Raw genomic sequence first — 20,088 nt, 5'->3', positions numbered from 1 at the left:
CCGGACCCTTGTCAGGCGACCCGACAGTCGGCACGGTCGCAAATCGAATGCCCCCGTGGAGGAGACCCCAAAAATGTCCGACCAGATGTATCGCGTGGCTCTGGCCAGCCGCCCCGACGGCGCGCCCAAGCCGGAAAACTTCAGCTACGAAGCGGCCGAAACGCCCGTTCCGGACGACGGCGAAGTGCTGGTGCGCGTCCACTACATGTCGCTCGACCCGTATATGCGCGGGCGGATGGACGACGCCGAAAGCTATTCCGCACCCGTGCCCGTCGGCGGCACGATGGAAGCCGGCGCGGTGGGAGAGGTCATCGCCTCGAACAGCCCCGACTTCAAGCCGGGCGACTATGCCTTCGGCATGTTCGGCTGGGCGACCCATGGCTGTCTGCCTGCCAAGATGCTGCGCAAGGTCGACCCGACACAGGGCCCGATCACCGCGTCGCTGGGCGTGCTGGGCATGCCGGGCTTCACTGGCTGGTACGGCTTCACCCAGATCGGCAAGCCCAAGGCGGGCGAGACGCTGGTCGTCGCCGCGGCTACCGGGCCGGTAGGATCGATGGTCGGGCAGGTCGCGAAGTCGATGGGCCTGCGCGCCGTCGGCATCGCGGGCGGGGCCGACAAGTGCAAGCTGGCGGTCGAGAAATTCGGCTTCGACGCCTGCCTGGATCACCGCGCCTATGACACCGCGTCCGATCTGCGCAAGGCGCTGAAAGCGGAATGCCCGGACGGGATCGACATCTATTTCGAAAACGTCGGCGGCAAGGTTCTGGAAGCGGTCATGCCGATGATGAACGCGTTCGGGCGTATCCCGATCTGCGGCATGATCTCGTGGTACAATGCCGGCGGCCTTGGCGCAGATGCGACCGATCAGGGCCTTACGGCGCCCAAGCTGTGGCGCACGATCCTTGTGAAGTTCCTGACGGCGAACGGGTTCATCATCTCGAACCACTTCGACGTTTATCCTCAGTTCATCTCGGAAATCGCGCCCAAGGTCGCCAGCGGCGACATCGCGTTCCTTGAAGACATCGCCGAAGGGCTGGAAAACGCGCCCGAGGCCTTCATGTCGATGCTGAAGGGCGGGAACATGGGCAAGCAGATCGTCAAGGTGATCTGATCTACATCGATTGCAGCTTGCGCGCCTCGGTGCGTGCAAGCGCCACCAGCCGCTGGACGAAGGGCTTTTCAAGGTCCTCGCGCCGGACAGCGGCATAAAGCCGACGGGTCAGCCCCGTCTCGGTCAGCGGCCGGGTGATGTAGTCGGAACTGTACTTCACCTCGCGCACCACCCAGTCGGGCAGCACCGCGACGCCCCGATTCGACGCAACCAGCAGCAGGATCACGGCCGTCAGTTCGACCTGCCGGATATTTGCGGGCTCGACCTTCGCGGGCGACAAAAGCTGGCTGAAGATGTCCAGCCGCGAGCGTTCCACGGGGTAAGTGATCAGAGTCTCGCCACGGAAATCCGCCGCGTCGATATAGGTTTTGGCCGCCAGCGGATGCGAGGCTGCGGCGACGAAGACCGGCGCGTAGTCGAAAAGCTCCACCCATTCGATCCCCGGCAGATCTTCGGGATCGGAGGATACGACGAGGTCGACCTCCTCCTTCTCCAATGCGGGCAGGGCATCGAAGGCGAGGCCCGGGCGGATGTCGACATCGACATCGGGCCAGTCCTTGCGGAATTCCTCCAGCACCGGGAATAGCCATTCGAAACAGGCATGACATTCGATGGCGATATGCATCCGCCCCGTCTTGCCATCGCGAAGCGCCGTGAATTCCTCCTGCAGCGCTTCGATCTTGGGAAGGACCTGTTCGGCCAGCCGCAGAAGGCGCAGCCCGGCGGCCGATAGGCGCATCGGTTTCGACCGGCGGACGAACAGTTCGACCCCCGCCTGATCCTCCAGCCCCTTGATCTGGTGAGACAGCGCGCTTTGGGTAATGTGCAGCTGATCGGCAGCCTTCGCCAGCCCGCCGGCTTCATGAATGGCGCGGATCGTACGAAGGTGGCGGAACTCTATATGCATGTCTGCTTCATGTTGTTCTTGAAGATTATGAGTTTGTCTCACGGAAGCATCAGTGTCACAAGTGCTCAAATCTTTTGAGGATATTAGCTCATGGCCGCTCCCAGCGTCTCTTTCGAATTCTTCCCCCCGCGTGACCTGGCAGGGTCGTTTCGGCTGTGGGACACTGTCCAGCACCTTGCACCGCTGAACCCGCGTTTCGTTTCGGTCACTTACGGGGCCGGCGGCACGACGCGCGACCTGACCCGCGATGCGGTGGCAACGCTGCACAAGTCGTCGGGCCTGCCGGTCGCGGCGCACCTGACCTGTGTCGATGCCTCGAAAGAGGAAACGATGGAAATCGTCAAAGGCTTCGCCGAAGCCGGCGTGAAGGACATTGTGGCGCTTCGCGGCGATCCGCCGAAGGGCGCCGACAAGTTCACCGCCCACCCCGAAGGTTTCGCCGATTCGTGCGAGCTGATCTCGGCCCTGCGGGATGCCGGCGATTTCACCATCCGCGTTGGCGCCTACCCGGACAAGCACCCGGAAGCGGCCGACAACAAGGCGGATGTCGACTGGCTGAAGCGCAAGATCGACGCTGGCGCGACCGAGGCGCTGACCCAGTTCTTCTTCGAAGCCGAGACCTTCCTGCGGTTCCGCGATGCCTGCGAAAAAGCCGGGATCGACGCGCCGATCGTGCCGGGCATCCTGCCGATCGAGAACTGGAAGGGCGCGCGCCGCTTTGCCGAAAGCTGTGGCACGATCATCCCGGCTTGGGTCGATCAGGCATTCGACGCGGCAACCCGCGACGACCGTCAGGACCTGCTGGCCACGGCGATGTGCACCGAGCTGTGCTCCGACCTGATGGATGAAGGCGTCGACACGTTCCATTTCTACACGCTGAACCGCCCCGAACTGACGCGCGATGTCTGCCACGCGCTGGGTGTGACCCCGCAGGTCGACCTGCGCGACGTGGCGTAAGACTCACGCGGCGCTTCTCTGCGGCGCAGAGCGGATGCTAAATCTGAAGTGACTTCGGTCGGCCGGGCGATAGCGTCCGGCCGGTGTCGTTTCATGAGAAGGAGCATCGCATGCGCGTGATCGAGAAGATCGAGGACATGCCCAAGCCGGAAGAGATTCTGGCACTGTCGGGGATGGAGTTCATCAAGGGCATTCTGGCCGGCGACCTTCCGGCGCCGCCGATCGCGAAGCTGATGAACTACAATATGCACGAGGTCGAGCCCGGCCGCGTCGTCTTCCGTGGCGAACCGAAGCTCGAAGTCTGCAACCCGATCGGTTCCGTGCATGGCGGTTGGTACGGCACGCTGCTGGACAGCGCGATGGCCTGCGCGGTGCAGACGATGCTGCCCAAGGGTACGACCTACACGACGCTGGAATACAAGATAAATATCATCCGCTCGATCCCCATCGGGCGAATGATCGACTGCACGGGCTGGACAGATCACGTGGGCCGGTCGACCGGCGTCTCGCATGGAGAGATCCGCGGGGTCGAGGACGGCAAGCTTTATGCCACGGGCTCGACCACCTGCATCGTGATGACGCCGCCGGCCGGGTAACGGGGCTCTGCCCCGCCGCGCCTTCGGCGCTTCCCCCGGAGTATTTCCGGAAAAAAGAAGAAGGACAGGACCGGAAGGGGCGCCGCGCGCGTTGTCTTTCATGGAAATGCCCGGTGCTTTCGGAACGCGCTTTTCCCGGGCAGCGCCAGACGATAGGACGGGACATGACTTTTCCAACGGTACTGACCATCGCGCGCCTGCTGGCCGCACCGCTGCTGGCCCTGGGCTTTCTGGTGCTGGCGCGCCCGCTTGCCGACTGGCTGGCGCTTGTCCTGTTCGTGGCGGCCTCGCTCACCGACTGGACCGACGGCTACCTTGCGCGCGCCTGGGGACAGGTGACGCGGCTTGGCACGATGCTGGACCCCATCGCCGACAAGGCGATGGTGACGGCGGCGCTTCTGACGCTGGTCTATGTCTCGGGGCTGCGCGGGGCGATCCTGCTGCCGGCCGTCATCATCCTGTTTCGCGAGGTATTCGTTTCGGGCCTGCGCGAGTTTTTGGGCGATGTGTCCGGCACGCTGAAGGTCACGAAGCTGGCCAAGTGGAAGACCGCGGCGCAGATGGTGGCGATTGCCGTGCTGCTGGCGCAGGGCATTGCCGAACACGCGGTGGGCGCCGCGGTTGTAGGCATGGACTCGCAGACGGTGGGCGATGTGCTGGCCGGGCGGGCCGAGGATCTGCAGGGCCTGGGCTGGAAGTGGTCCGTCTCCGAGGGGCTGGCGTGGACGGGCCTGGGCCTGATCTGGCTGGCTGCGGCATTGACGCTTGTCACGGGGGTTGATTACTTCCGCAAGGCGTGGCCGCATCTGAAGGAGACAGAGTGATGGATGTGCTCTATTTCGCATGGGTCCGCGAGCGGATCGGCCATCCGAAGGAACGGGTGGAGACCGACGCCGCGACCGTGGCCGACCTGGTGGCCGAGCTTTCGGCGCGCGAGGAACGTTACGCGATGGCCTTTTCGGACCTGAGCGCGCTGCGGGTGGCAGTGGATCAGGACCTGGCCGATTTCGATGCGCCGCTGGATGGCGTGCGCGAGGTGGCCTTCTTCCCGCCGATGACCGGCGGCTGAGGAGTTTTTCTGGGGGAACGTGTTTGGTTCAGATCCGTGTGCAGGCAGAAAGGTTCGATCCCGGCGAAGAGGTGAACACCTTTTCCGCATCACTGGATGGCGCTGGGGCCATGGTTTCATTCACGGGCATCGTGCGGAACAGGCCCGATGGCGCGCTGGAAGCGATGGAGATCGAGCATTATCCCGGCATGACCGAGGCGGCGCTGGAGCAGATCGCGTCCGAGGCCATGGAGCGTTGGGTGCTGAGCGATGCGCTGGTGGTGCACCGCTTCGGCGTTCTGAAGGTGGGCGAGCCGATCATGATGGTCGCCACCGCCGCGCGGCACCGTGCCGATGCGTTCGCCTCGGCCGAGTTCCTGATGGACTACCTGAAATCCCGCGCGCCGTTCTGGAAGAAGGAATACGTCGCCACCGGCGAGGCATGGGTCGAGGCCCGGGCCGAGGACGAGGCGGCACTGGACCGCTGGCAGAACGAGTGAGGAAATCCCCGGCGCGGGGTGTGCTTTCCGCGCGCTGCAGGGGGCGTGATCGGTCAAGCTAGGCCGGTTCGGCGCGTTCTATGTAGGCGCGGAGTTCTTCCGCCTCGCGCCGTGCATCGCGCAAACCGTCCATCGCCGCCGACAGTTCCGCTTCAGTCTGGGCCAGTTGGTTGGTCAGTTCGGCCTCGCGCTGTTGCAGGTAGGTGATGGCCTGGTCCCGGGTTTCTTCCGCCTCGTGAAGTTCCTGGCTCATTCGGTCGAGCTCGGACAGATCGTTCTGCCCGATCCGGCTGAAACGATGAACCAGCCAGTACGCGAACCAGCCCAAGGCGAACGCGACAAACAGGACGACAGCCGTCGCGACGATGAATTCGGTTCTGTTCATTCGCTGTTCTCCTCGCCCGTGGCCGCGTCGTCGATGGTGGCGGTCTCGGGCTCAGTATCGCCCGCGGCGTCTGCCGTGTCATCTTCGTTCGCACCCTGCGCGTCGTCATCGCCGGGCAGGATCAGGCGGAATTCGATCCGGCGGTTGGCCTCGCGGCCTTCGGCCGTGTCGTTCGAGGCGATCGGGTTTTCTTCGCCGAAGCCCACGGCCCGGTACTTGGCCGTCAAAAGGTTCCGGGAGCGCAATTCGTTCAGCACGGCCTGCGCGCGGTCCTGGCTGAGCTGCTTGTTCATCGTCTCGCGGCCCTGGCTGTCGGTGTAGCCCTGGATTTCAAGCGCGACCGGCCCGCAGGCTTCGAGGATGTCGGCCACCCGGGACAAGAGCGACGAGGAGCCCACGGTGATCGTGGCCGAGCCCGGTTCGAACAGAATCTTGTCCTGGGATTGGACATCGCGGAGTTCGGCGGCGCATTCCACGATGGTGAACGGGTTTTCGGCAGTCTTCGGCGGCTCGCGATAGGTGATGTTCAGATCATAGCGCGCCTGCCCGCCCAGCTTCTCGGCGAACAGGCTAGCAATGGACGAGGTGGCGTCGTCCTCGTGGGTGATGCCCGTCAGCGCGATGTTGTCGGGCGTGACGGTCATCACACCGTTTTCAAGATATCCCAGCGCCTCGAGCCCCGAGAGCACGCGCAGCGGCCAGTCCGGCGAGAGTTCGGACGTGATTCGCGTGGCGTTGTGCACAACGCCCGAACCGAAGCGCGCGCGCGCGAAATTGTCGGCAGTCTGGCGCAACAGCTTGTCGTTGACCCGCCCGCGCAACTGGACCAGCCCTTCGGGGCTGAGCGTGGCCACGAATTCCGGCGTCTCGTCCGGGTTCTCAAGCTCGGGCTCCGGCAACACGGCGTGGAGCGCGAAGACCGGGGGCAGATCCGATTGAAGCTGACCGATCACGTTGTCGAAGCGGCCGGAATCGGTGTTCTGGGCCGCGACCAGCGTGATGTCGGCATCCGAGAAGGTGACCGACCCGCCGCCAAGCGCCTGCAGCGCCAGAAGGGTTTCTTCCACCGCCTCTGACCAGCGGGTGGAGGGCACGCCCATCCCTACGGTGCACTGCCGCGTGCGCGGGCCGCCGACCTGGTTGGCGATTTTCAGAATCGCAGCCTTTCCGCTTTCCGTCGCGGCCGAACAGGCATCGAAACGGCCGCCGTCATCATCCAGCAGGAACCGCAGGGTGAAGGGCGTGATCACTGGGCGCGGCGCGGCGATGTCCATCAGCACGGCGATGTCGCCCGGCGCCTCGCGGCGCAATTCCCGTTCCAGCCTGGCCTTGTCGTTCACGGATTGCGCGATGGCCGTGACTTCGACCCGGCCCGCATCCACCGCCACTTTCGATCGCGGCAGCTTGGCCAGCGCGGCGATGGCATAGGTCATCGCTTCGTCCCAGCGGTCGGGCGTTGGATAGGCGGCGGTTTCCAGAAGGTCGGTGACCGACGCAGCGCCTTCGATTTCGGCAAGCCTTTCGATCAGGCCCTCGCGGTCGGTGCCCGACGGGATCAGGCCCACGATCGAGATGCCGCTTTCGTTGCGCAGGATCTTGGCAGAAAACTTCGGCGGCGCGATATCGGCGGCGGGCTTGACCTCCATCCGGTCGATCACGCGGTGGGAATCGACGACGCTCCCGGCGACAGAGATGGCGTTGAAGCGTCGTGCCTCGTCCGGCGCCTGCCCCGTCAGGATGACCTGCAGGCCATCGGCCTCGACCTCGGCCCAGCCGTGATCTTCCATGTCCAGCGCCTCTCGGGTGCTGAGCGCGCTGCTGGCTTCGACGACGGACACCGCGGCACGCGCGGCCACGAGGCACAGGGCGGCAGCAACAAGGAAAACTCCGGCAACAGTGGCGAGCGACGAGATGCGCATTACTTTCCCCACGTTCTTCCGGCCCTTTCCTGCGATCGGTACGAGGTTTTACGCCCTCGTTCCCGAGGGATCAATCAGACAGCCATGGCTGCCGCGAGGAAAATGAGCGGAATCAGGCCGGCATTCCGGTTCGACCGGAACAGGATCAGCAGGCGGGCATTGTCGTCGGGATCGAACTGCGCGCGCTGCCGGGACAGGTGCGCGCCCATCGCCAGCACGCCCAGAATGGCAATCGCGTAGGCCAGATAGTTCCCGCCCGGCACCAGCGCGAGCGTGATCGCGGCGGTCATCAGCGTGGCCGTTGCAATCTGGAACTTCAGCAGCCAGTCGGGCGTGTCCGCGCCGAAAAGTCGCGCGGTGGATTTCACGCCGATCAGCGCGTCATCCTCGGTGTCCTGATGGGCGTAGATCGTGTCATAGAAGAGCGTCCATGCGATCCCGGCAAGGTAAAGCAGAACGGCGGGCCAGCCCAGCGAGCCGCTGTGCGCGGTCCATGCCAGAAGCGCACCCCAGTTGAAGGCAAGGCCCAGGAAAACCTGTGGCCACCACGTGAAGCGTTTGGCGAAAGGGTAGACCGTGACCGGCAGCAGCGCGAGGATACCCAGCAGGATGGCGTTCAGGTTGAAGGTCAGCAGGATCGCGAAGGCGACAAGCGATTGCGCGATTCCCCAGGCGAGGGCCTGTTTTACGCTCACCTGACCGGATGGAATCGGCCTCTGCCGCGTGCGTTCGACGGATCCGTCGATGCCGCGGTCGGTGATGTCGTTCCACGTGCAGCCCGCCCCGCGCATCAGCCAGGCGCCCATGCCGCAGCCCACGGCGATCCACAGATCGCCCCAGCGCGGATCGCCGCCCGCCAGCATGGCCAGCGCAAGGCCCCACCAGCAGGGCAGCAGCAAAAGCCATGTTCCGATGGGCCGGTCGGCGCGGGACAGGCGCAGGTAGGGGCGCGTGGCCGCAGGCGCGTAGCGGTCGACCCAGTTGCCGTCGACGGCATCTGCAATTCCGGGCGCTTGCGGTGCGGGATCGGCTGGTTTCGAGCCGGAAGCGGACATATGTAATACTCATGAGTGGATTGATCAGATTGTTTGTAGATCACGCGCTGGCACCGGGGCAATCGGTTCCCGTGTCCCAGCCGCAGGCGCATTACCTGTTCGCGGTGATGCGTCTTGGTGTCGGGGCGGAACTGGCGGTGTTCAATGGCAGCGATGGCGAATGGCGGGTCGAGGTTGCCGAAGCCGGCAAGCGCGGCGGCACGCTATCATGTATCGAGCAGACCCGCCCCCATACGATGCCCCCCGATCTGTGGCTTCTGTTTGCCCCGGTAAAGAAGGCGCGCACCGATTTCATCGTGGAGAAGTCGGTCGAAATGGGCGCGGCGCGGATCCAGCCGGTGGCGACGGATCGCACGAATTCCGAACGCATTCGTCAGGACCGGCTTCAGACCCATGCGCTGGAGGCGGCTGAACAATGCGGCGCCACCTATGTGCCCGAAGTGGCCGACCTGAAGCGGCTTGACCGTATGCTCGCCGACTGGCCCGAGGACCGCAGGCTCCTGTTCTGTGACGAAGGCGCGGCGGGCGACGGCCTGTCCCTGCCCGAACCCGACGGGCAGGGCTGGGCGATCCTGATCGGCCCCGAAGGCGGCTTTTCCCTCGCCGAGCGCGACCGACTGCGGGCCTTGCCTTATGCCCATTCCATCGCGCTGGGGCCGCGAATCCTGCGCGCCGATACGGCGGCGGTGGCGGCGCTGACGCTGTGGCAAAGCCATCTGGGAGACTGGACATGAGCTTCATTCGACCCGAAGCGCAGGAAACGCTGCGACGCTGGCGCCTGACCCTGGTCGGTCTTGCCACGATTGCCATTGGTGCCTGGTGGAGCTGGGGCGTGGGCAACCTTCTGGGCGTGGCCGGGTGGCTGGTGATGGCGGCAGGTTTCGCGCTTGTGGTGATCGGGGTCCAGCGCGCGCGCTTCGATACCGGGCGCGGCGGCCCGGGCGTCGTCGACATCGACGAGGGCGAGATCACCTATTACGGGCCCCTGTCGGGCGGATCGGTGGCGGTGGGTGAAATCGCGCGGCTGATCTTCGATCCCACCTCGCACCCGCCCTGCTGGGTGCTGGTCGAGAGGCAGGACACCGCGCTCCACATTCCGGTGAACGCGGAAGGGGCCGATGACCTGTTCGAGGTGTTCAGCGCCCTGCCGGGGCTGCGGACCAATTACCTTCTGACCGAAATGCGCGCCGGGATCGACCAGCCGGGGGCGATTCCCACCGTCATCTGGGACCGCGAAAGCGAACCCGTCGACCGCCTGCGCCTGAACTGAGCGCGCGGAGCCTGTGCAAATCTGCCGTCGGTTCCGCGCTTGACACCATCTGCCCGTGGGGTCACCCATGACGCCGTAGCGACTTCGGAAGGTGAAGCGATGTCCATTCCCCAATCCGGCGGCGGCCCGATCGAAAGCCGGGCCCAGCTGGCCGAATACCTGGAAGCGGGCTGCAAGCCGAAGTCCGACTGGCGTATCGGAACCGAACACGAAAAGTTCGGCTATTGCCGCGATTCCCTGAAGCCCCTGCCCTATGCCGGCGACCGGTCGATCCTGGCGGTGCTGGAAGGTCTGCGCGACGCCCATGGCTGGGACCCGTTGATCGAAGGCGGCAACCTGATCGGGTTGACCAAGGGTGGCGCCAATATCTCGCTTGAGCCGGGCGGGCAGCTGGAGCTTTCGGGCGCACCACTGGAAACGATTCACGAGACATGTGACGAGGTGAACAGTCACCTGGCCCAGGTGAAGGACATCTCGGACAAGATCGGCGTGGGTTTCATCGGGCTGGGCGCCTCGCCCGACTGGATGCACGAAGACATGCCTTTGATGCCCAAGGGCCGTTACAAGCTGATGGACGCCTACATGCAGAAGGTCGGCACAGCCGGCCGGATCATGATGCGGCGGACCTGCACCGTGCAGGTAAACCTCGATTTCGGGTCCGAGCCCGACATGGTTCAGAAGATGCGCGTGGCACTGGCATTGCAGCCGGTGGCGACCGCTCTCTTCGCGTCCTCGCCCTTTTTTGAAGGCAAGCCCAACGGGTACAAGAGCTGGCGGTCGTGGGTCTGGCGCAATCTGGATGACGACCGGACGGGCATGCTGCCTTTCGTCTTCGACGACGGGTTCGGGTTCGACGCATGGGTGGACTACGCGCTCGATGTGCCGATGTATTTCGTCTACCGCGATGGCAAGTATATCGACGCGCTGGGCCAGTCGTTCCGTGATTTCATGGACGGCAAGCTGCCCGCGCTTCCGGGCGAGACGCCGACCCTGTCGGATTGGGCCGATCACCTGACGACGATCTTCCCGGAAGCCCGCCTGAAGAAGTTCATCGAAACCCGCGGCGCCGATGGCGGCCCGTGGCGACGCCTGTGTGCCTTGCCGGCCTACTGGGTCGGGCTGATGTACGACCAGACCGCGCTGGATGGCGCGTGGGATCTGGTCAAGGACTGGGATGCCGAAACCCGCGACGCGCTGCGCGTGGCCGCCGGGAAGGAAGGTCTTCAGGCCAAGGTTGGCAGCCTGTCCCTGCACGATCTGGCACGCGAAACGGTGGCCCTGTCGGAAGCCGGGCTGAAGGCCCGCGCGCGCACCGGAGCCGGCGGCCTGATCCCGGACGAGACCCATTTCCTGGATACGCTGAAGGAAAGCATCGAGGCAGGTCAGGTTCAGGCCGACGAGATGCTGACCCAGTACCACGGCGAATGGAACGGCGATCTGACCCGCGTCTACAGCGACTACAGCTACTGACAGGGCCCGGGCGCATCTTTGCGCCCGCGGTCATGCCCGCCGGGTCGCGATACCGGCTGTGTCGGTCCTAGGACGTGCAGTCCTGCGCGTTCGCTTCGTCCGTCTGGTTGGTCAGCCGGGCACCGTCACCCTTTGACCACCATTCGTACACGCCCGAAACATAGCGCGCACCCGACCCGGAGATCACGTTGACGAAGATCAGCTGTTCGCCGTCAATCGGGATCAGCGCAAGGCTGTTGGCATCGGCGTTGATGTACTGGACCTGCACGTCGCCAAGCGTGTCGCACTTGTAGGCGACCGAGGTCACGCTGCTGTCCGCGCCCAGATCCAGCTCGAGAGACAGGCTCGTTTCCGCAAGGCCCGGCGCTGCCGACGCCACCATTACCAAGGCTGCCAATCCAAATCTGTTCATCGTTCCGCTCCCTTGCTGACTTGTGTTTCCCGAATACAGGGCCGCCCCTGACCTGTCCACTTTGGCCATGCAGGAATACGCGAAAGCAACCGCGTAAATCGCGGGCAAGCGGGTCACGCTCGCCCGCGGGTCGGGTTACTTGCCCTTCTTCTCGCCAAGCGAGATCGGTTTCGTCGCGCCGAAATTGGCCGTCGCAAGGGGCTTTGCCTTCTCTTGCTTCGGTTTCTTCGCTTCCTTGTTTCCGCGCTTGTTGTTGCCTTTTCCCATCATGACCTCACAGATTGAATTACCGCTCGGCGACATGCCGGGCGGATCGATCCTCAGGAAGATCAAGGTTGCCTGATAGGCTTCAGGACGATGACTTCGATGAGTCGTGCGCAGGGCCCGATCCGGGCGCGCCGCACACGACAAAGATATGCGCGCCGTTGCAGTCTCACAAGGCTTCTGAACGCGCGGTCCTGTTCAGCGCTCCGAAGGATCGCGACCGAAACGGTTCTCTCCCGCCGTGCCGGGCTTGGCCCAGAACACGATCAGCACGATGAACCCGATCAGCGGGATCAGCCCGATCAGCAGCCACCAGCCCGTCCGGTCGATGTCATGCAGACGACGGATGTAAAGCGCCAGCATCGGGATGAGCATCACCAGTCCGAACAGGTTCGACAGCGGCAGGAAGCCTGCGTCCATGGAATATCCCAGAACCGCCGTGTCGATCGTCGTCAGGATTCCGCTGACGATCATCACGAACAGGATGGTCCACCAGAACGCGGATCGACGCGACCGGCCCTGGAAATCGAAATAGCGTGAGAATGTTTCTTTCACGGCATCGGGAAAGCTCATCATGGGTCGTGTCCCTCCTGTCCATGCTCCGCTGTCGGAGCGCCCGAGAGGCAGGTTAGGGGAGAAAAGGCCACATGCATACCATTGCATGCGACCATGGCCGATGCGCAGAATGAAATGGCCGGGTTGCGGCGCTCGCCGTCAGGATCCGCCGATCCGCGGTTCGGTGCCGTTGCGCAGTCGCGCGATGTTCTCGCGGTGGCGCCAGAACACCAGCGCCGCCAGCAGCGCGCCCAGACTGAGCAATTCGGGATAGCCCAGCAAAGGCGCCCAGATCAGCGCGCTTGCCACCGCAGCCAACGCGGCCATCGAGGAGACCCGCGTCGTGACCGCCACCAGGATCCACGTGGCACAGCAGGCCACGCCCACGGGCCAGGCCAGCGCCAGCCACAGTCCCAGGAACGTCGCCACGCCCTTGCCACCCTTGAAGCGCAGCCAGACGGGGAAGCAATGGCCAAGCATCGCCGCCAGTGCAGCGACCTGCGCCGCGGCCTCCCCCGCCAGATGCGCGGCCAGCAGGACGGCCGCGGCGCCCTTGCCGGCGTCCAGCATAAGCGTCAGGGCCGCGGCCCAGCGGTTGCCCGTCCGGAGCACGTTGGTGGCACCGATATTGCCCGACCCGATCGACCGCAGGTCGCCCAGCCCCATGATCCCGCTCAGCAGCAAGCCGAAAGGGATCGAGCCCAAGCCGTAACCCAGAAGCGCCCAAAGGGCGAGCGTGCCGGGCGTGCCGTCGAAAGGAGGGACCATCATGATGTGCGATAAACCTCTTTGCCGCCGACCCAGGTGCCCAGCACGCGGCCTTCCATGCGTTGTTCGTCGAACGGAGTATTCAGCGATTTGGACTTCAGCGTATAGCGGTCCATCACGAAGGGAATGTTCGGATCGAACAGAACCAGATCCGCCGGCGCACCTTTGCCCAGTCTTCCGCCGGGAAGGCCCAGTCTTTGCGCGGGTTTGAGCGACAGCGCACGGAACAGCTGCGCCAGCGTCAGGTGACCGCCGTGATACAGGCGCAGGGCGGCGGGCAGCAGCGTTTCAAGGCCGACGGCGCCGCTGGCCGCTTCCTCGAACGGGAGGCGCTTGCTTTCCTCGTCCTGCGGCGAATGCATCGAACAGACGATGTCGATCAGCCCCGAGCCTACCGCCTCGATCATCGCGACACGGTCGTCTTCGCTGCGCAGGGGCGGAGTGAGCTTGAAGAAGGTGCGGTAGTCGGCGATGTCGAATTCGTTCAGCGTCAGGTGGTGAACGGAAATACCGGCCGTCACGTCGAACCCGTTGGCCTTGGCACGCTCCAGCGCCGGCAGGGCGCGCGCGGTGGTGATCTGGTCGGCGTGGTAGCGCGCGCCCGTCATCTCCACCACGGCGATATCGCGGTCGAGCCCCATGCGCTCGGCCATCGGCGACACGGCGGGCAGACCGCGCAGCGACGCGAACTTGCCCGAGGTCACGACGGCGCCGGCAGAAAGGGCCGGGTCCTGCGGATGCCCGATCACCAGCGCGCCCAGCGACCGCGCATAGGTCAGCGCGCGGGAGAAGACCTTGGTGTCGGTCACCACGCGAGCGCAATCCGTGAAGGCCACGGCGCCGGCATCCATGAGGAAGCCGATCTCGGTCATCTCGCGCCCCTGCCGGCCCTTGGTCAGCGCGGCCATGGGCAGCACGCGAACGGGCGTTTCCGCTTGTGCGCGGCGGGTGACGAATTCCAGAGTTTCGGGGTTGTCGATCACCGGCTCCGTATCGGGCCGCGTGACCATCGTGGTCACCCCGCCCGCCGCGGCGGCAAGGCCTGCGGACTTGTAGCTTTCCTTGTGCCGCTCGCCCGGCTCGCCCACCTTCACGCCGATGTCGATCAGGCCGGGGGCGAGCATCTTGCCCTTGCAGTCCACGACCGTCCCGTCACTGGCGGGTGCTTCGCCGCTCGTCAGGATCGCGTCGATCTTGCCGTCCGAGACGATAAGGTGGCCGCGCGCGCCGTTCCCGGCGTCCGGCCCGGCCTCGGGGTCAATCAGCGTGGCGTTGGCGAAGACGATGCGAATCATGCCACGCCCCTTATGCTGCGATGGGCCGCGGAGAGGCGCTCGATCACCGCCTTCGGATCTGACTGGTAACGGATCAGGTGCTTCATGCCGTCCTTGGTGACGATCTGGACGATGTGGCCCATCGTCTTGATCGTTTCGATGTTGTCGAGGTGGATGCGCGTGGTCCCCGGCCCCGTCAGCGTGTCGCCCTGCAGTTCCCAGACGGTGTTCATCTCGTCCCGGCCAAGGAACCAGCCCCGCAGCCCGATGGCCGCAAGTGCGCCCACGGCGCCGGTCCAGACATAGGGGCTGTCCATGGCCCACAGGACGACCACCGCCCCCGCCACGGCAAGCGCGGCCAGCCACGCCTGCGCCCGAAGATATGTCGACCGGTCCGGCGCGAAGCGCACGCCCGCAGGCGTGTTCGCTCTGTCCGCCTCCGGCTGCGTCCGGCTGGTGTCCATCCCGGTCACAGGAAATGCACCGCGAGCGAGGCCAGCGCCGCCAGCAGCCCCAGCGACACGATCAAGATCACGATCCCCGCCTGCCGCTTCTTCGCCCGTTGCGCCCGGCGCACGCGGTCGGGTTGCGGGGCGGAGTATGGCTCGGCGCTTTCCGAAACCGGCGCGGCGCCGGTCTTTTCGACATGGGCTTCCGCGAAAGTGGCAATGGGTTTCACGTCCGGATCCAGCGTCAGCGTCACTGCCTTTTCGGCAAACGCGCGCGAGCGGACGGCCATGACCCAGCCCTGAACGGCGTCGAGCGTTTCGGTCTCGGCCGCGACCTGCTGGCGCGGCACGCCCAGACCCTCGACAAGGTAACCGGTGAGGCCGATATCCTCCATGTCCTCGACCTTGAAGATATCCACCTGCGCGTGGTCTAGCTCCTCCACGCCCAGCACCTGCGCCGTGGCGCCGGGTTCGGACAGGAACTTCACCCGCTCGGGCGGCATGTCGAGAGAGAAGAGCCGGATCAGCCCATGTTCGCGGGCGGGAATGTCGATGGTGTCGGTCATGCGGCCTGGGCCCCCAGGTTGCGGGCCAGCAGATCCATCGCGGCCATGCGCACGGCCACGCCCATTTCGACCTGGTCCTGGATGACCGACCGGTTGATGTCATCGGCGATGGTGCCGTCGATCTCCACCCCGCGGTTCATCGGCCCGGGATGCATGACGATCGCGTCGGGCTTGGCCAGCGCCAGCTTTTCGGCATCCAGCCCGTAGCGGTGGAAATATTCGCGTTCCGACGGGATGAAGCCGCCGTCCATGCGTTCCTTCTGAAGGCGCAGCATCATGACGACATCGGCGTCCTTCAGACCTTCGCGCATGTCGTCGTAGACCTCGACCCCGAACTCTTCGATGCCCGCGGGCATGAGCGTGGGCGGACCGACAAGGCGGATGCGGTTTTCCATCTTGCCCAGCAAAAGGATGTTCGACCGCGCGACCCGCGAATGGGCGATGTCGCCGCAGATCGCGATGACAAGGCGATGAAGCCGTCCCTTGGCACGGCGGATCGTCAGCGCATCCAGCAGCGCCTGCGTGGGATGTTCGTGCCGCCCGTCGCCCGCGTTCAGGACGGCGCAGTTTACCTTCTGCGCCAGAAGCGACACGGCGCCGGAATGGGGGTGGCGGACGACCAGCAGGTCGGGGTGCATGGCGTTGAGCGTGAGCGCGGTGTCGATCAGCGTCTCGCCTTTTTTGATCGACGACGCCTGCATCGCCATGTTCATCACGTCGGCCCCCAGCCGCTTGCCCGCCAGTTCGAAGCTGGCCTGCGTGCGGGTGGAGTTTTCGAAGAACATGTTGATCTGGGTGAGCCCGGCGAGGATCGTCGAATGTTCACCCTTTCCGCGCGACAGGCCGACATAGGAATCGGCGAGGTCCAGAAGCGTCACGATCTGGGGGGGCGTGAGCTGTTCGATGCCCAGGAGGTGCCGATGGGGGAAGCTCATGCGCGGGTCCTGACCGTCCGGGACGTCCCCGGCGCGTTTGGATGGGTTCGGTTGGGTTATAGGAACGGGTGTGCGGGCCGTAAAGGGGAGGCCGGGCGGGTGCGGCGACAGGCCGGTTTGGCCTCGAGGTCGCTGCGCCGGGCCGCTGGCCCGCCCATACCTGTCAGCGTAGTCTTTCGCGGCCTCGTCCCGTCGGCGGCGCGATGCAGCCGGCGCGCGGTGTCAGTGCGCCTTGCGCGATCCCATCTGCAACAGGTCCGACAGGCTGCGCCGGAACGGGCCTTCCTTCACGCTGGAATGGATCTGTTCGGTCGGATCGCGCCCGACCTTGCGGCGGTGCCTGAGAAGGAAGATCTTTCCCCATCCGCGCCACGTGCCGATGGAAGGGGCCGTGACATCGGTATAAAACCGCGCCCGCCAGCCGTGGGGCAGCGGCAGCCCCGCGCCTTCGGCCCGGTCAAGCATCCAGACCAGCGGGATGTTGGCCAGCGGGCGCGCGGCTTCGAATCCGCCCAGCTGGCCGCCGACATCGCCGTGGGTGCCGCGGAACCACATCTGTTCGACCCGGCCCGTCCAACCGTCCTGCGATTTCCACAGAATCGGATCGTAGACCGCGCGGTTTTCGTTCAGGGCCAGCGCGTGGAACCCGTTGCGGATCGACGGGCCCAGTTCGTGGTTGTGAAAGGCGTGCTCCGCTTCCGAGAACCGCCACAGGATCGGCAATCGCAGGCCCAGCGCCTTCACAGTGTCCCAGACCCCCACCATCTCGATCGGGGTCTTGGTGTGGCAGTAGAGCCGGACAAAATCCCGCGCCGCGTCGCTGTCGGGGTTGGACTGGTAGTAGCGGTAGATCGTGCGGATGTTGCTGACGGTCGCGTGCTCGGCCTTCAGAAGGCCCACCATGTCGATCACGCCCGCCAGCGAGCGGACGGCATAGGCGCCGCGCGAATAGCCGATCAGGTAGATCCGGTCCCCCGGACGGTAGCGCGAGGCGAGGTAGCCATAGGCCCGCCGGATCTGCCGGTTGATGCCGCGCCCTGTGACGACATCGCCGACATTGCGCCAGGACCGCCACTGGATCCCCGCCTCGTAGAACACCGACACCTGGCTGCCCATCTCCTGCAGCAGCCGGTAGGTGGTGCCGACATGGGTTTCGAACCCCTCCTCCAGCGAGGACATGGTCCCGTCGAGGATGATGACATGGGCCTTTGGGCCGCGGGTGTAGCTTGTGGGCGAGTAACGCCGGCGGGTGGGCCCGCCGACCATCCGTGCAAGGGCGCGCCCCAGCGACCGCGCGGTGCCGAGCGAGACGCCCTGCAGCCGCCGCCGCCAGGCGCTGCGCTTATGCGGCGGTTCGTTGTCCGGCATCTTTCAAAAGTTCCCAGACTTTCATCGGCGTGAACGGCATGTCTGCCTGGCGCACGCCCTGATCCCACAGCGCATCCTGCACCGCGTTGGCCACCGCGGCCAGCGCACCCACCGTCCCGGCTTCGCCGCAGCCTTTCATGCCCATGATGTTGGCCGTCGACGGCACCGGTTCGGGGACGAAGCCGATCATCGGAACATCCGTCGCCCGCGGCATGCCGTAATCCATGAAGGTCGCGGTCAGAAGTTGCCCGTCTTCGTCGAAGGCGGTCAGTTCGTTGATCGCCTGGCCGATGCCCTGCGCCACGCCGCCATGCACCTGGCCTTCGGCCAGCATCGGGTTGATGAGGTTGCCGAAATCGTCGACCACCATGTACCGGTCGATCGTCACCTTGCCGGTATCCGGGTCGATCACGGCTTCGGCGATATGCGCGCCGTTCGGGTAGGACCGGCCCGGCAGTTCGCCGCGGCCTTCGTGAACCAGCAGGTCCTCCCGCCCGTCGGCGCGGGCCATTTCGGCGGCATCGAGGAACGAGGGCGTCAGGTTTGATCCCGGCGCGCGGAACGCTTCGTCGTCGAAGGACACATCGGCCGGATCGACACCCATCTTGTCGGCAAGGTAGGGCGTGAACGCCTCTATCATCTTCGACACCGTGGTCAGCGTCGCGTTCGTCTGCGTGGTGACGGAGCGGGAGCCGCCCGTGCCGCCGCCCTTGGCGATCATGTCGCTGTCACCCTGGATGACGAAGATCCGGTCGGAAGGAATGCCGGTCTGGTCCGACAGGAACTGCGCGAACACGGTTTCGTGCCCCTGCCCGTTCGACTGCGTGCCGACATAGATCTTCACCGTTCCATCCTCGCAGAACTCCACCTTCGCGCCTTCGGAAGGATCGCCCAGAATGCTTTCGATATAGTAACAGATACCAACACCGCGCAGACGTCCCTGTTCCAGATCCGCCGCCCGACGCGCGTCGAAGCCCGCGAGGTCGGCCTCGCGCTCGGCACGGCTCAGCACCTTGTCGAAATCGCCGACGTCGTAGTTTTCACCCGTCACCGACATGTAGGGGAATGCCTCAGGCTTGATGAAATTCCTGCGGCGCAGTTCCAGCGGATCGACGCCCAGTTCGCGCGCGGCGCGGTCCATCAGGCGTTCCAGCACGTAGATCGCCTCGGGTCGCCCGGCACCGCGGTACGCGTCAACCTGCGTGGTGTTGGTGTAATAGGCCTTGGAGTTCATCCAGACGGTCTGGACGTCATAGGTGCCCATCAGCACGCGGGCGAACAGGAAGCTCTGGATCGCCTGCCCGAAGTTCGAGTTGTAGGCGCCGAGGTTCGACCGTGTGTTCACCCGGTAGGCGGTGATCTTGTTGGTCTCGTCGAAGGCGAATTCCGCCACCGAGACAAGATCGCGGCCGGCATGGTCGCTCAGCATCGCCTCGGTCCGGTCGGACATCCAGCGCACTGGCCGGTCCAGCACGCGCGAGGCATGGGCGCAGACCATGTATTCGGGGTAGGCCGGGGCCTTCATGCCAAAGCCGCCGCCGACATCGGGCGTGGTGGCATGGATCTTTTCGGCGTCGAGGCTCAGCGCCTTGGAAAGCTCCTCCTTCACGCCCCAGACACCCTGCCCGCCATAGGCGAAATGCAGGCGTTCGCCGTCCCAGTCGGCCACGCAGCCGCGGGGCTCCATCGAGTTCACGATGACCCGGTTGTCGCCCACTTCCAGCTTCACCGTCTTGGCGGCCTTGGCAAAGGCCTCTTCCGTCGCGGCCTCGTCCCCGACACCGAAGTCGAGTGCGAGGTTGTCGGGGGCTTCCTCATGGATCGTCTCGCCGCCCGGCCCGATGTCCATCTTGGCGGGAAGTTCGTCGTACTCGATCTCGATCAGTTCGGCCGCGTCGCGGGCCTGTTCCAGCGTGTCAGCGAAGATCATGGCGATCGGTTCGCCCACATGGCGCAGCTTCGACGTCGACAGAATCGGGCGTGTTGTCTTCACGCCCATCGACCCGTCGCGGTTGGGCATCAGGGCGCCTTCCATCTCGTTCGTGATGCCGGCTGCATCCAGATCGGCCGCGGTTACCACCAGATGCACGCCATCGGCATCCGCCGCGTCCGACGCATCGACGCCGTTCAGAACGGCATGCGCGACGGGGCTGCGCAGCACATAGCCGTAAAGCGAACCTTCCGGCGCGACATCATCGATGTAGCGTCCGTGCCCCGTCAGGAACCTGACATCTTCGACCCGCTTGATCGGCTGGCTCTTCCCGAACTTTTCCATG

The 20,088-nt window shown here is 65.1% G+C and carries 23 protein-coding genes; 9 read left to right on the top strand and 14 right to left on the bottom strand.

Features of this window, described 5'->3' with window-relative positions:
• Positions 1-73 precede the first annotated feature (73 nt).
• On the top strand, positions 74-1,114 hold the full coding sequence (locus D4754_RS09230; RefSeq protein WP_121062769.1) for an NADP-dependent oxidoreductase: 1,041 nt from the start codon (positions 74-76) through the stop codon (positions 1,112-1,114).
• Position 1,115: 1 nt separating this feature from the next.
• Here D4754_RS09230 and D4754_RS09225 read toward each other — a convergent pair whose 3' ends face one another.
• Positions 1,116-2,021 (bottom strand): LysR family transcriptional regulator, encoded by a 906-nt coding sequence (locus tag D4754_RS09225; RefSeq protein WP_121062767.1) that lies wholly within the window; start codon positions 2,019-2,021, stop codon positions 1,116-1,118.
• Between the two features lie 90 nt (positions 2,022-2,111).
• Here D4754_RS09225 and metF point away from each other — a divergent pair, with 90 nt between their 5' ends.
• From metF to D4754_RS09200, 5 genes are all read left to right on the top strand, one after another.
• Positions 2,112-2,978: a methylenetetrahydrofolate reductase [NAD(P)H] gene (metF, locus tag D4754_RS09220; RefSeq protein ID WP_121062765.1), complete on the top strand. Its 867-nt coding sequence runs from the start codon at positions 2,112-2,114 to the stop codon at positions 2,976-2,978.
• A 110-nt stretch (positions 2,979-3,088) separates the two neighbouring features.
• The gene (locus D4754_RS09215) at positions 3,089-3,574 is read left to right on the top strand and encodes a PaaI family thioesterase (protein WP_121062763.1); all 486 of its coding nucleotides are present in this window, start codon (positions 3,089-3,091) and stop codon (positions 3,572-3,574) included.
• Between the two features lie 164 nt (positions 3,575-3,738).
• Positions 3,739-4,398: a CDP-diacylglycerol--glycerol-3-phosphate 3-phosphatidyltransferase gene (pgsA, locus tag D4754_RS09210; RefSeq protein WP_121062761.1), complete on the top strand. Its 660-nt coding sequence runs from the start codon at positions 3,739-3,741 to the stop codon at positions 4,396-4,398.
• Positions 4,398-4,643 (top strand): molybdopterin converting factor subunit 1, encoded by a 246-nt coding sequence (moaD, locus tag D4754_RS09205; protein WP_121062759.1) that lies wholly within the window; start codon positions 4,398-4,400, stop codon positions 4,641-4,643. Before pgsA ends, moaD begins: the two co-directional genes overlap by 1 nt.
• 23 nt (positions 4,644-4,666) lie before the next feature.
• The gene (locus tag D4754_RS09200) at positions 4,667-5,122 is read left to right on the top strand and encodes a molybdenum cofactor biosynthesis protein MoaE (RefSeq protein WP_121062757.1); all 456 of its coding nucleotides are present in this window, start codon (positions 4,667-4,669) and stop codon (positions 5,120-5,122) included.
• A 58-nt stretch (positions 5,123-5,180) separates the two neighbouring features.
• On the opposite strand, the gene D4754_RS09195 is transcribed toward D4754_RS09200, so the two are convergent.
• The 3 genes from D4754_RS09195 to ubiA all read right to left on the bottom strand — a co-directional run bounded on the left by D4754_RS09195 (position 5,181) and on the right by ubiA (position 8,481).
• Positions 5,181-5,507 (bottom strand): hypothetical protein, encoded by a 327-nt coding sequence (locus D4754_RS09195; RefSeq protein ID WP_121062755.1) that lies wholly within the window; start codon positions 5,505-5,507, stop codon positions 5,181-5,183.
• The gene (locus D4754_RS09190; RefSeq protein WP_240453818.1) at positions 5,504-7,438 is read right to left on the bottom strand and encodes an OmpA family protein; all 1,935 of its coding nucleotides are present in this window, start codon (positions 7,436-7,438) and stop codon (positions 5,504-5,506) included. Before D4754_RS09190 ends, D4754_RS09195 begins: the two co-directional genes overlap by 4 nt.
• A 62-nt stretch (positions 7,439-7,500) precedes the next feature.
• The gene (ubiA, locus tag D4754_RS09185; RefSeq protein ID WP_121062751.1) at positions 7,501-8,481 is read right to left on the bottom strand and encodes a 4-hydroxybenzoate octaprenyltransferase; all 981 of its coding nucleotides are present in this window, start codon (positions 8,479-8,481) and stop codon (positions 7,501-7,503) included.
• A gap of 11 nt (positions 8,482-8,492) precedes the next feature.
• Here ubiA and D4754_RS09180 point away from each other — a divergent pair, with 11 nt between their 5' ends.
• The 3 genes from D4754_RS09180 (at position 8,493) to D4754_RS09170 (ending at position 11,221) form a co-directional block, all read left to right on the top strand.
• On the top strand, positions 8,493-9,215 hold the full coding sequence (locus tag D4754_RS09180; protein WP_121062749.1) for a 16S rRNA (uracil(1498)-N(3))-methyltransferase: 723 nt from the start codon (positions 8,493-8,495) through the stop codon (positions 9,213-9,215).
• Positions 9,212-9,751 carry a hypothetical protein gene (locus D4754_RS09175; protein ID WP_121062747.1) on the top strand — a complete coding sequence of 180 codons (540 nt, stop codon included), beginning with the start codon at positions 9,212-9,214 and terminating at the stop codon, positions 9,749-9,751. The genes D4754_RS09180 and D4754_RS09175 overlap by 4 nt, the downstream gene beginning before the upstream one ends.
• A gap of 99 nt (positions 9,752-9,850) precedes the next feature.
• Positions 9,851-11,221 carry a glutamate--cysteine ligase gene (locus tag D4754_RS09170; protein WP_121062744.1) on the top strand — a complete coding sequence of 457 codons (1,371 nt, stop codon included), beginning with the start codon at positions 9,851-9,853 and terminating at the stop codon, positions 11,219-11,221.
• Between the two features lie 67 nt (positions 11,222-11,288).
• On the opposite strand, the gene D4754_RS09165 is transcribed toward D4754_RS09170, so the two are convergent.
• The 10 genes from D4754_RS09165 to D4754_RS09120 form a co-directional block, all read right to left on the bottom strand.
• Entirely contained in the window at positions 11,289-11,618 is a 330-nt protein-coding gene (locus D4754_RS09165; RefSeq protein WP_163025862.1) for an MliC family protein, read from the bottom strand.
• Between the two features lie 150 nt (positions 11,619-11,768).
• Positions 11,769-11,966: a hypothetical protein gene (locus D4754_RS09160; protein WP_121062742.1), complete on the bottom strand. Its 198-nt coding sequence runs from the start codon at positions 11,964-11,966 to the stop codon at positions 11,769-11,771.
• 129 nt (positions 11,967-12,095) lie between these two features.
• A complete protein-coding gene (locus tag D4754_RS09155; RefSeq protein WP_240453817.1) occupies positions 12,096-12,473 on the bottom strand; it encodes a DUF805 domain-containing protein in 378 nt (125 codons plus the stop codon).
• A 138-nt stretch (positions 12,474-12,611) separates the two neighbouring features.
• Positions 12,612-13,223, bottom strand: a complete 612-nt coding sequence (gene plsY / locus D4754_RS09150) for a glycerol-3-phosphate 1-O-acyltransferase PlsY (protein ID WP_240453816.1) — start codon at positions 13,221-13,223, stop codon at positions 12,612-12,614.
• Positions 13,220-14,515, bottom strand: a complete 1,296-nt coding sequence (gene pyrC, locus D4754_RS09145; protein WP_205589611.1) for a dihydroorotase — start codon at positions 14,513-14,515, stop codon at positions 13,220-13,222. The genes plsY and pyrC overlap by 4 nt, the downstream gene beginning before the upstream one ends.
• Positions 14,512-14,904: a hypothetical protein gene (locus D4754_RS09140; protein ID WP_240453815.1), complete on the bottom strand. Its 393-nt coding sequence runs from the start codon at positions 14,902-14,904 to the stop codon at positions 14,512-14,514. The genes pyrC and D4754_RS09140 overlap by 4 nt, the downstream gene beginning before the upstream one ends.
• 59 nt (positions 14,905-14,963) lie before the next feature.
• Positions 14,964-15,509 (bottom strand): hypothetical protein, encoded by a 546-nt coding sequence (locus D4754_RS09135; RefSeq protein ID WP_121062740.1) that lies wholly within the window; start codon positions 15,507-15,509, stop codon positions 14,964-14,966.
• Positions 15,506-16,444: an aspartate carbamoyltransferase catalytic subunit gene (locus D4754_RS09130; protein WP_121062739.1), complete on the bottom strand. Its 939-nt coding sequence runs from the start codon at positions 16,442-16,444 to the stop codon at positions 15,506-15,508. Before D4754_RS09130 ends, D4754_RS09135 begins: the two co-directional genes overlap by 4 nt.
• A 222-nt stretch (positions 16,445-16,666) precedes the next feature.
• The gene (locus D4754_RS09125; protein ID WP_121063363.1) at positions 16,667-17,710 is read right to left on the bottom strand and encodes a DUF2235 domain-containing protein; all 1,044 of its coding nucleotides are present in this window, start codon (positions 17,708-17,710) and stop codon (positions 16,667-16,669) included.
• A gap of 76 nt (positions 17,711-17,786) precedes the next feature.
• Positions 17,787-20,087 (bottom strand): xanthine dehydrogenase family protein molybdopterin-binding subunit, encoded by a 2,301-nt coding sequence (locus tag D4754_RS09120; protein WP_121062738.1) that lies wholly within the window; start codon positions 20,085-20,087, stop codon positions 17,787-17,789.
• Position 20,088 lies beyond the last annotated feature (1 nt).

It is taken from the genome of Chachezhania antarctica (assembly GCF_003646465.1).
Classification (GTDB): domain Bacteria; phylum Pseudomonadota; class Alphaproteobacteria; order Rhodobacterales; family Rhodobacteraceae; genus Chachezhania; species Chachezhania antarctica.
Note: the sequence above shows the minus strand (reverse complement) of the source record. Positions and strands in the feature narration are given on the sequence as shown.

What these genes read in the sequence shown, in the direction of transcription:
- D4754_RS09230 (WP_121062769.1), top strand. Translation starts at nt 74, where the DNA reads ATGTCCGACCAGATGTATCGCGTGGCTCTGGCCAGCCGCCCCGACGGC.
- D4754_RS09225 (WP_121062767.1), bottom strand. Translation starts at nt 2,021, where the DNA reads ATGCATATAGAGTTCCGCCACCTTCGTACGATCCGCGCCATTCATGAA.
- metF (WP_121062765.1), top strand. Translation starts at nt 2,112, where the DNA reads ATGGCCGCTCCCAGCGTCTCTTTCGAATTCTTCCCCCCGCGTGACCTG.
- D4754_RS09215 (WP_121062763.1), top strand. Translation starts at nt 3,089, where the DNA reads ATGCGCGTGATCGAGAAGATCGAGGACATGCCCAAGCCGGAAGAGATT.
- pgsA (WP_121062761.1), top strand. Translation starts at nt 3,739, where the DNA reads ATGACTTTTCCAACGGTACTGACCATCGCGCGCCTGCTGGCCGCACCG.
- moaD (WP_121062759.1), top strand. Translation starts at nt 4,398, where the DNA reads ATGGATGTGCTCTATTTCGCATGGGTCCGCGAGCGGATCGGCCATCCG.
- D4754_RS09195 (WP_121062755.1), bottom strand. Translation starts at nt 5,507, where the DNA reads ATGAACAGAACCGAATTCATCGTCGCGACGGCTGTCGTCCTGTTTGTC.
- ubiA (WP_121062751.1), bottom strand. Translation starts at nt 8,481, where the DNA reads ATGTCCGCTTCCGGCTCGAAACCAGCCGATCCCGCACCGCAAGCGCCC.
- D4754_RS09180 (WP_121062749.1), top strand. Translation starts at nt 8,493, where the DNA reads ATGAGTGGATTGATCAGATTGTTTGTAGATCACGCGCTGGCACCGGGG.
- D4754_RS09175 (WP_121062747.1), top strand. Translation starts at nt 9,212, where the DNA reads ATGAGCTTCATTCGACCCGAAGCGCAGGAAACGCTGCGACGCTGGCGC.
- D4754_RS09170 (WP_121062744.1), top strand. Translation starts at nt 9,851, where the DNA reads ATGTCCATTCCCCAATCCGGCGGCGGCCCGATCGAAAGCCGGGCCCAG.
- D4754_RS09155 (WP_240453817.1), bottom strand. Translation starts at nt 12,473, where the DNA reads ATGATGAGCTTTCCCGATGCCGTGAAAGAAACATTCTCACGCTATTTC.
- plsY (WP_240453816.1), bottom strand. Translation starts at nt 13,223, where the DNA reads ATGATGGTCCCTCCTTTCGACGGCACGCCCGGCACGCTCGCCCTTTGG.
- pyrC (WP_205589611.1), bottom strand. Translation starts at nt 14,515, where the DNA reads ATGATTCGCATCGTCTTCGCCAACGCCACGCTGATTGACCCCGAGGCC.
- D4754_RS09135 (WP_121062740.1), bottom strand. Translation starts at nt 15,509, where the DNA reads ATGACCGACACCATCGACATTCCCGCCCGCGAACATGGGCTGATCCGG.
- D4754_RS09130 (WP_121062739.1), bottom strand. Translation starts at nt 16,444, where the DNA reads ATGAGCTTCCCCCATCGGCACCTCCTGGGCATCGAACAGCTCACGCCC.
- D4754_RS09125 (WP_121063363.1), bottom strand. Translation starts at nt 17,710, where the DNA reads ATGGTCGGCGGGCCCACCCGCCGGCGTTACTCGCCCACAAGCTACACC.
- D4754_RS09120 (WP_121062738.1), bottom strand. Translation starts at nt 20,087, where the DNA reads ATGGAAAAGTTCGGGAAGAGCCAGCCGATCAAGCGGGTCGAAGATGTC.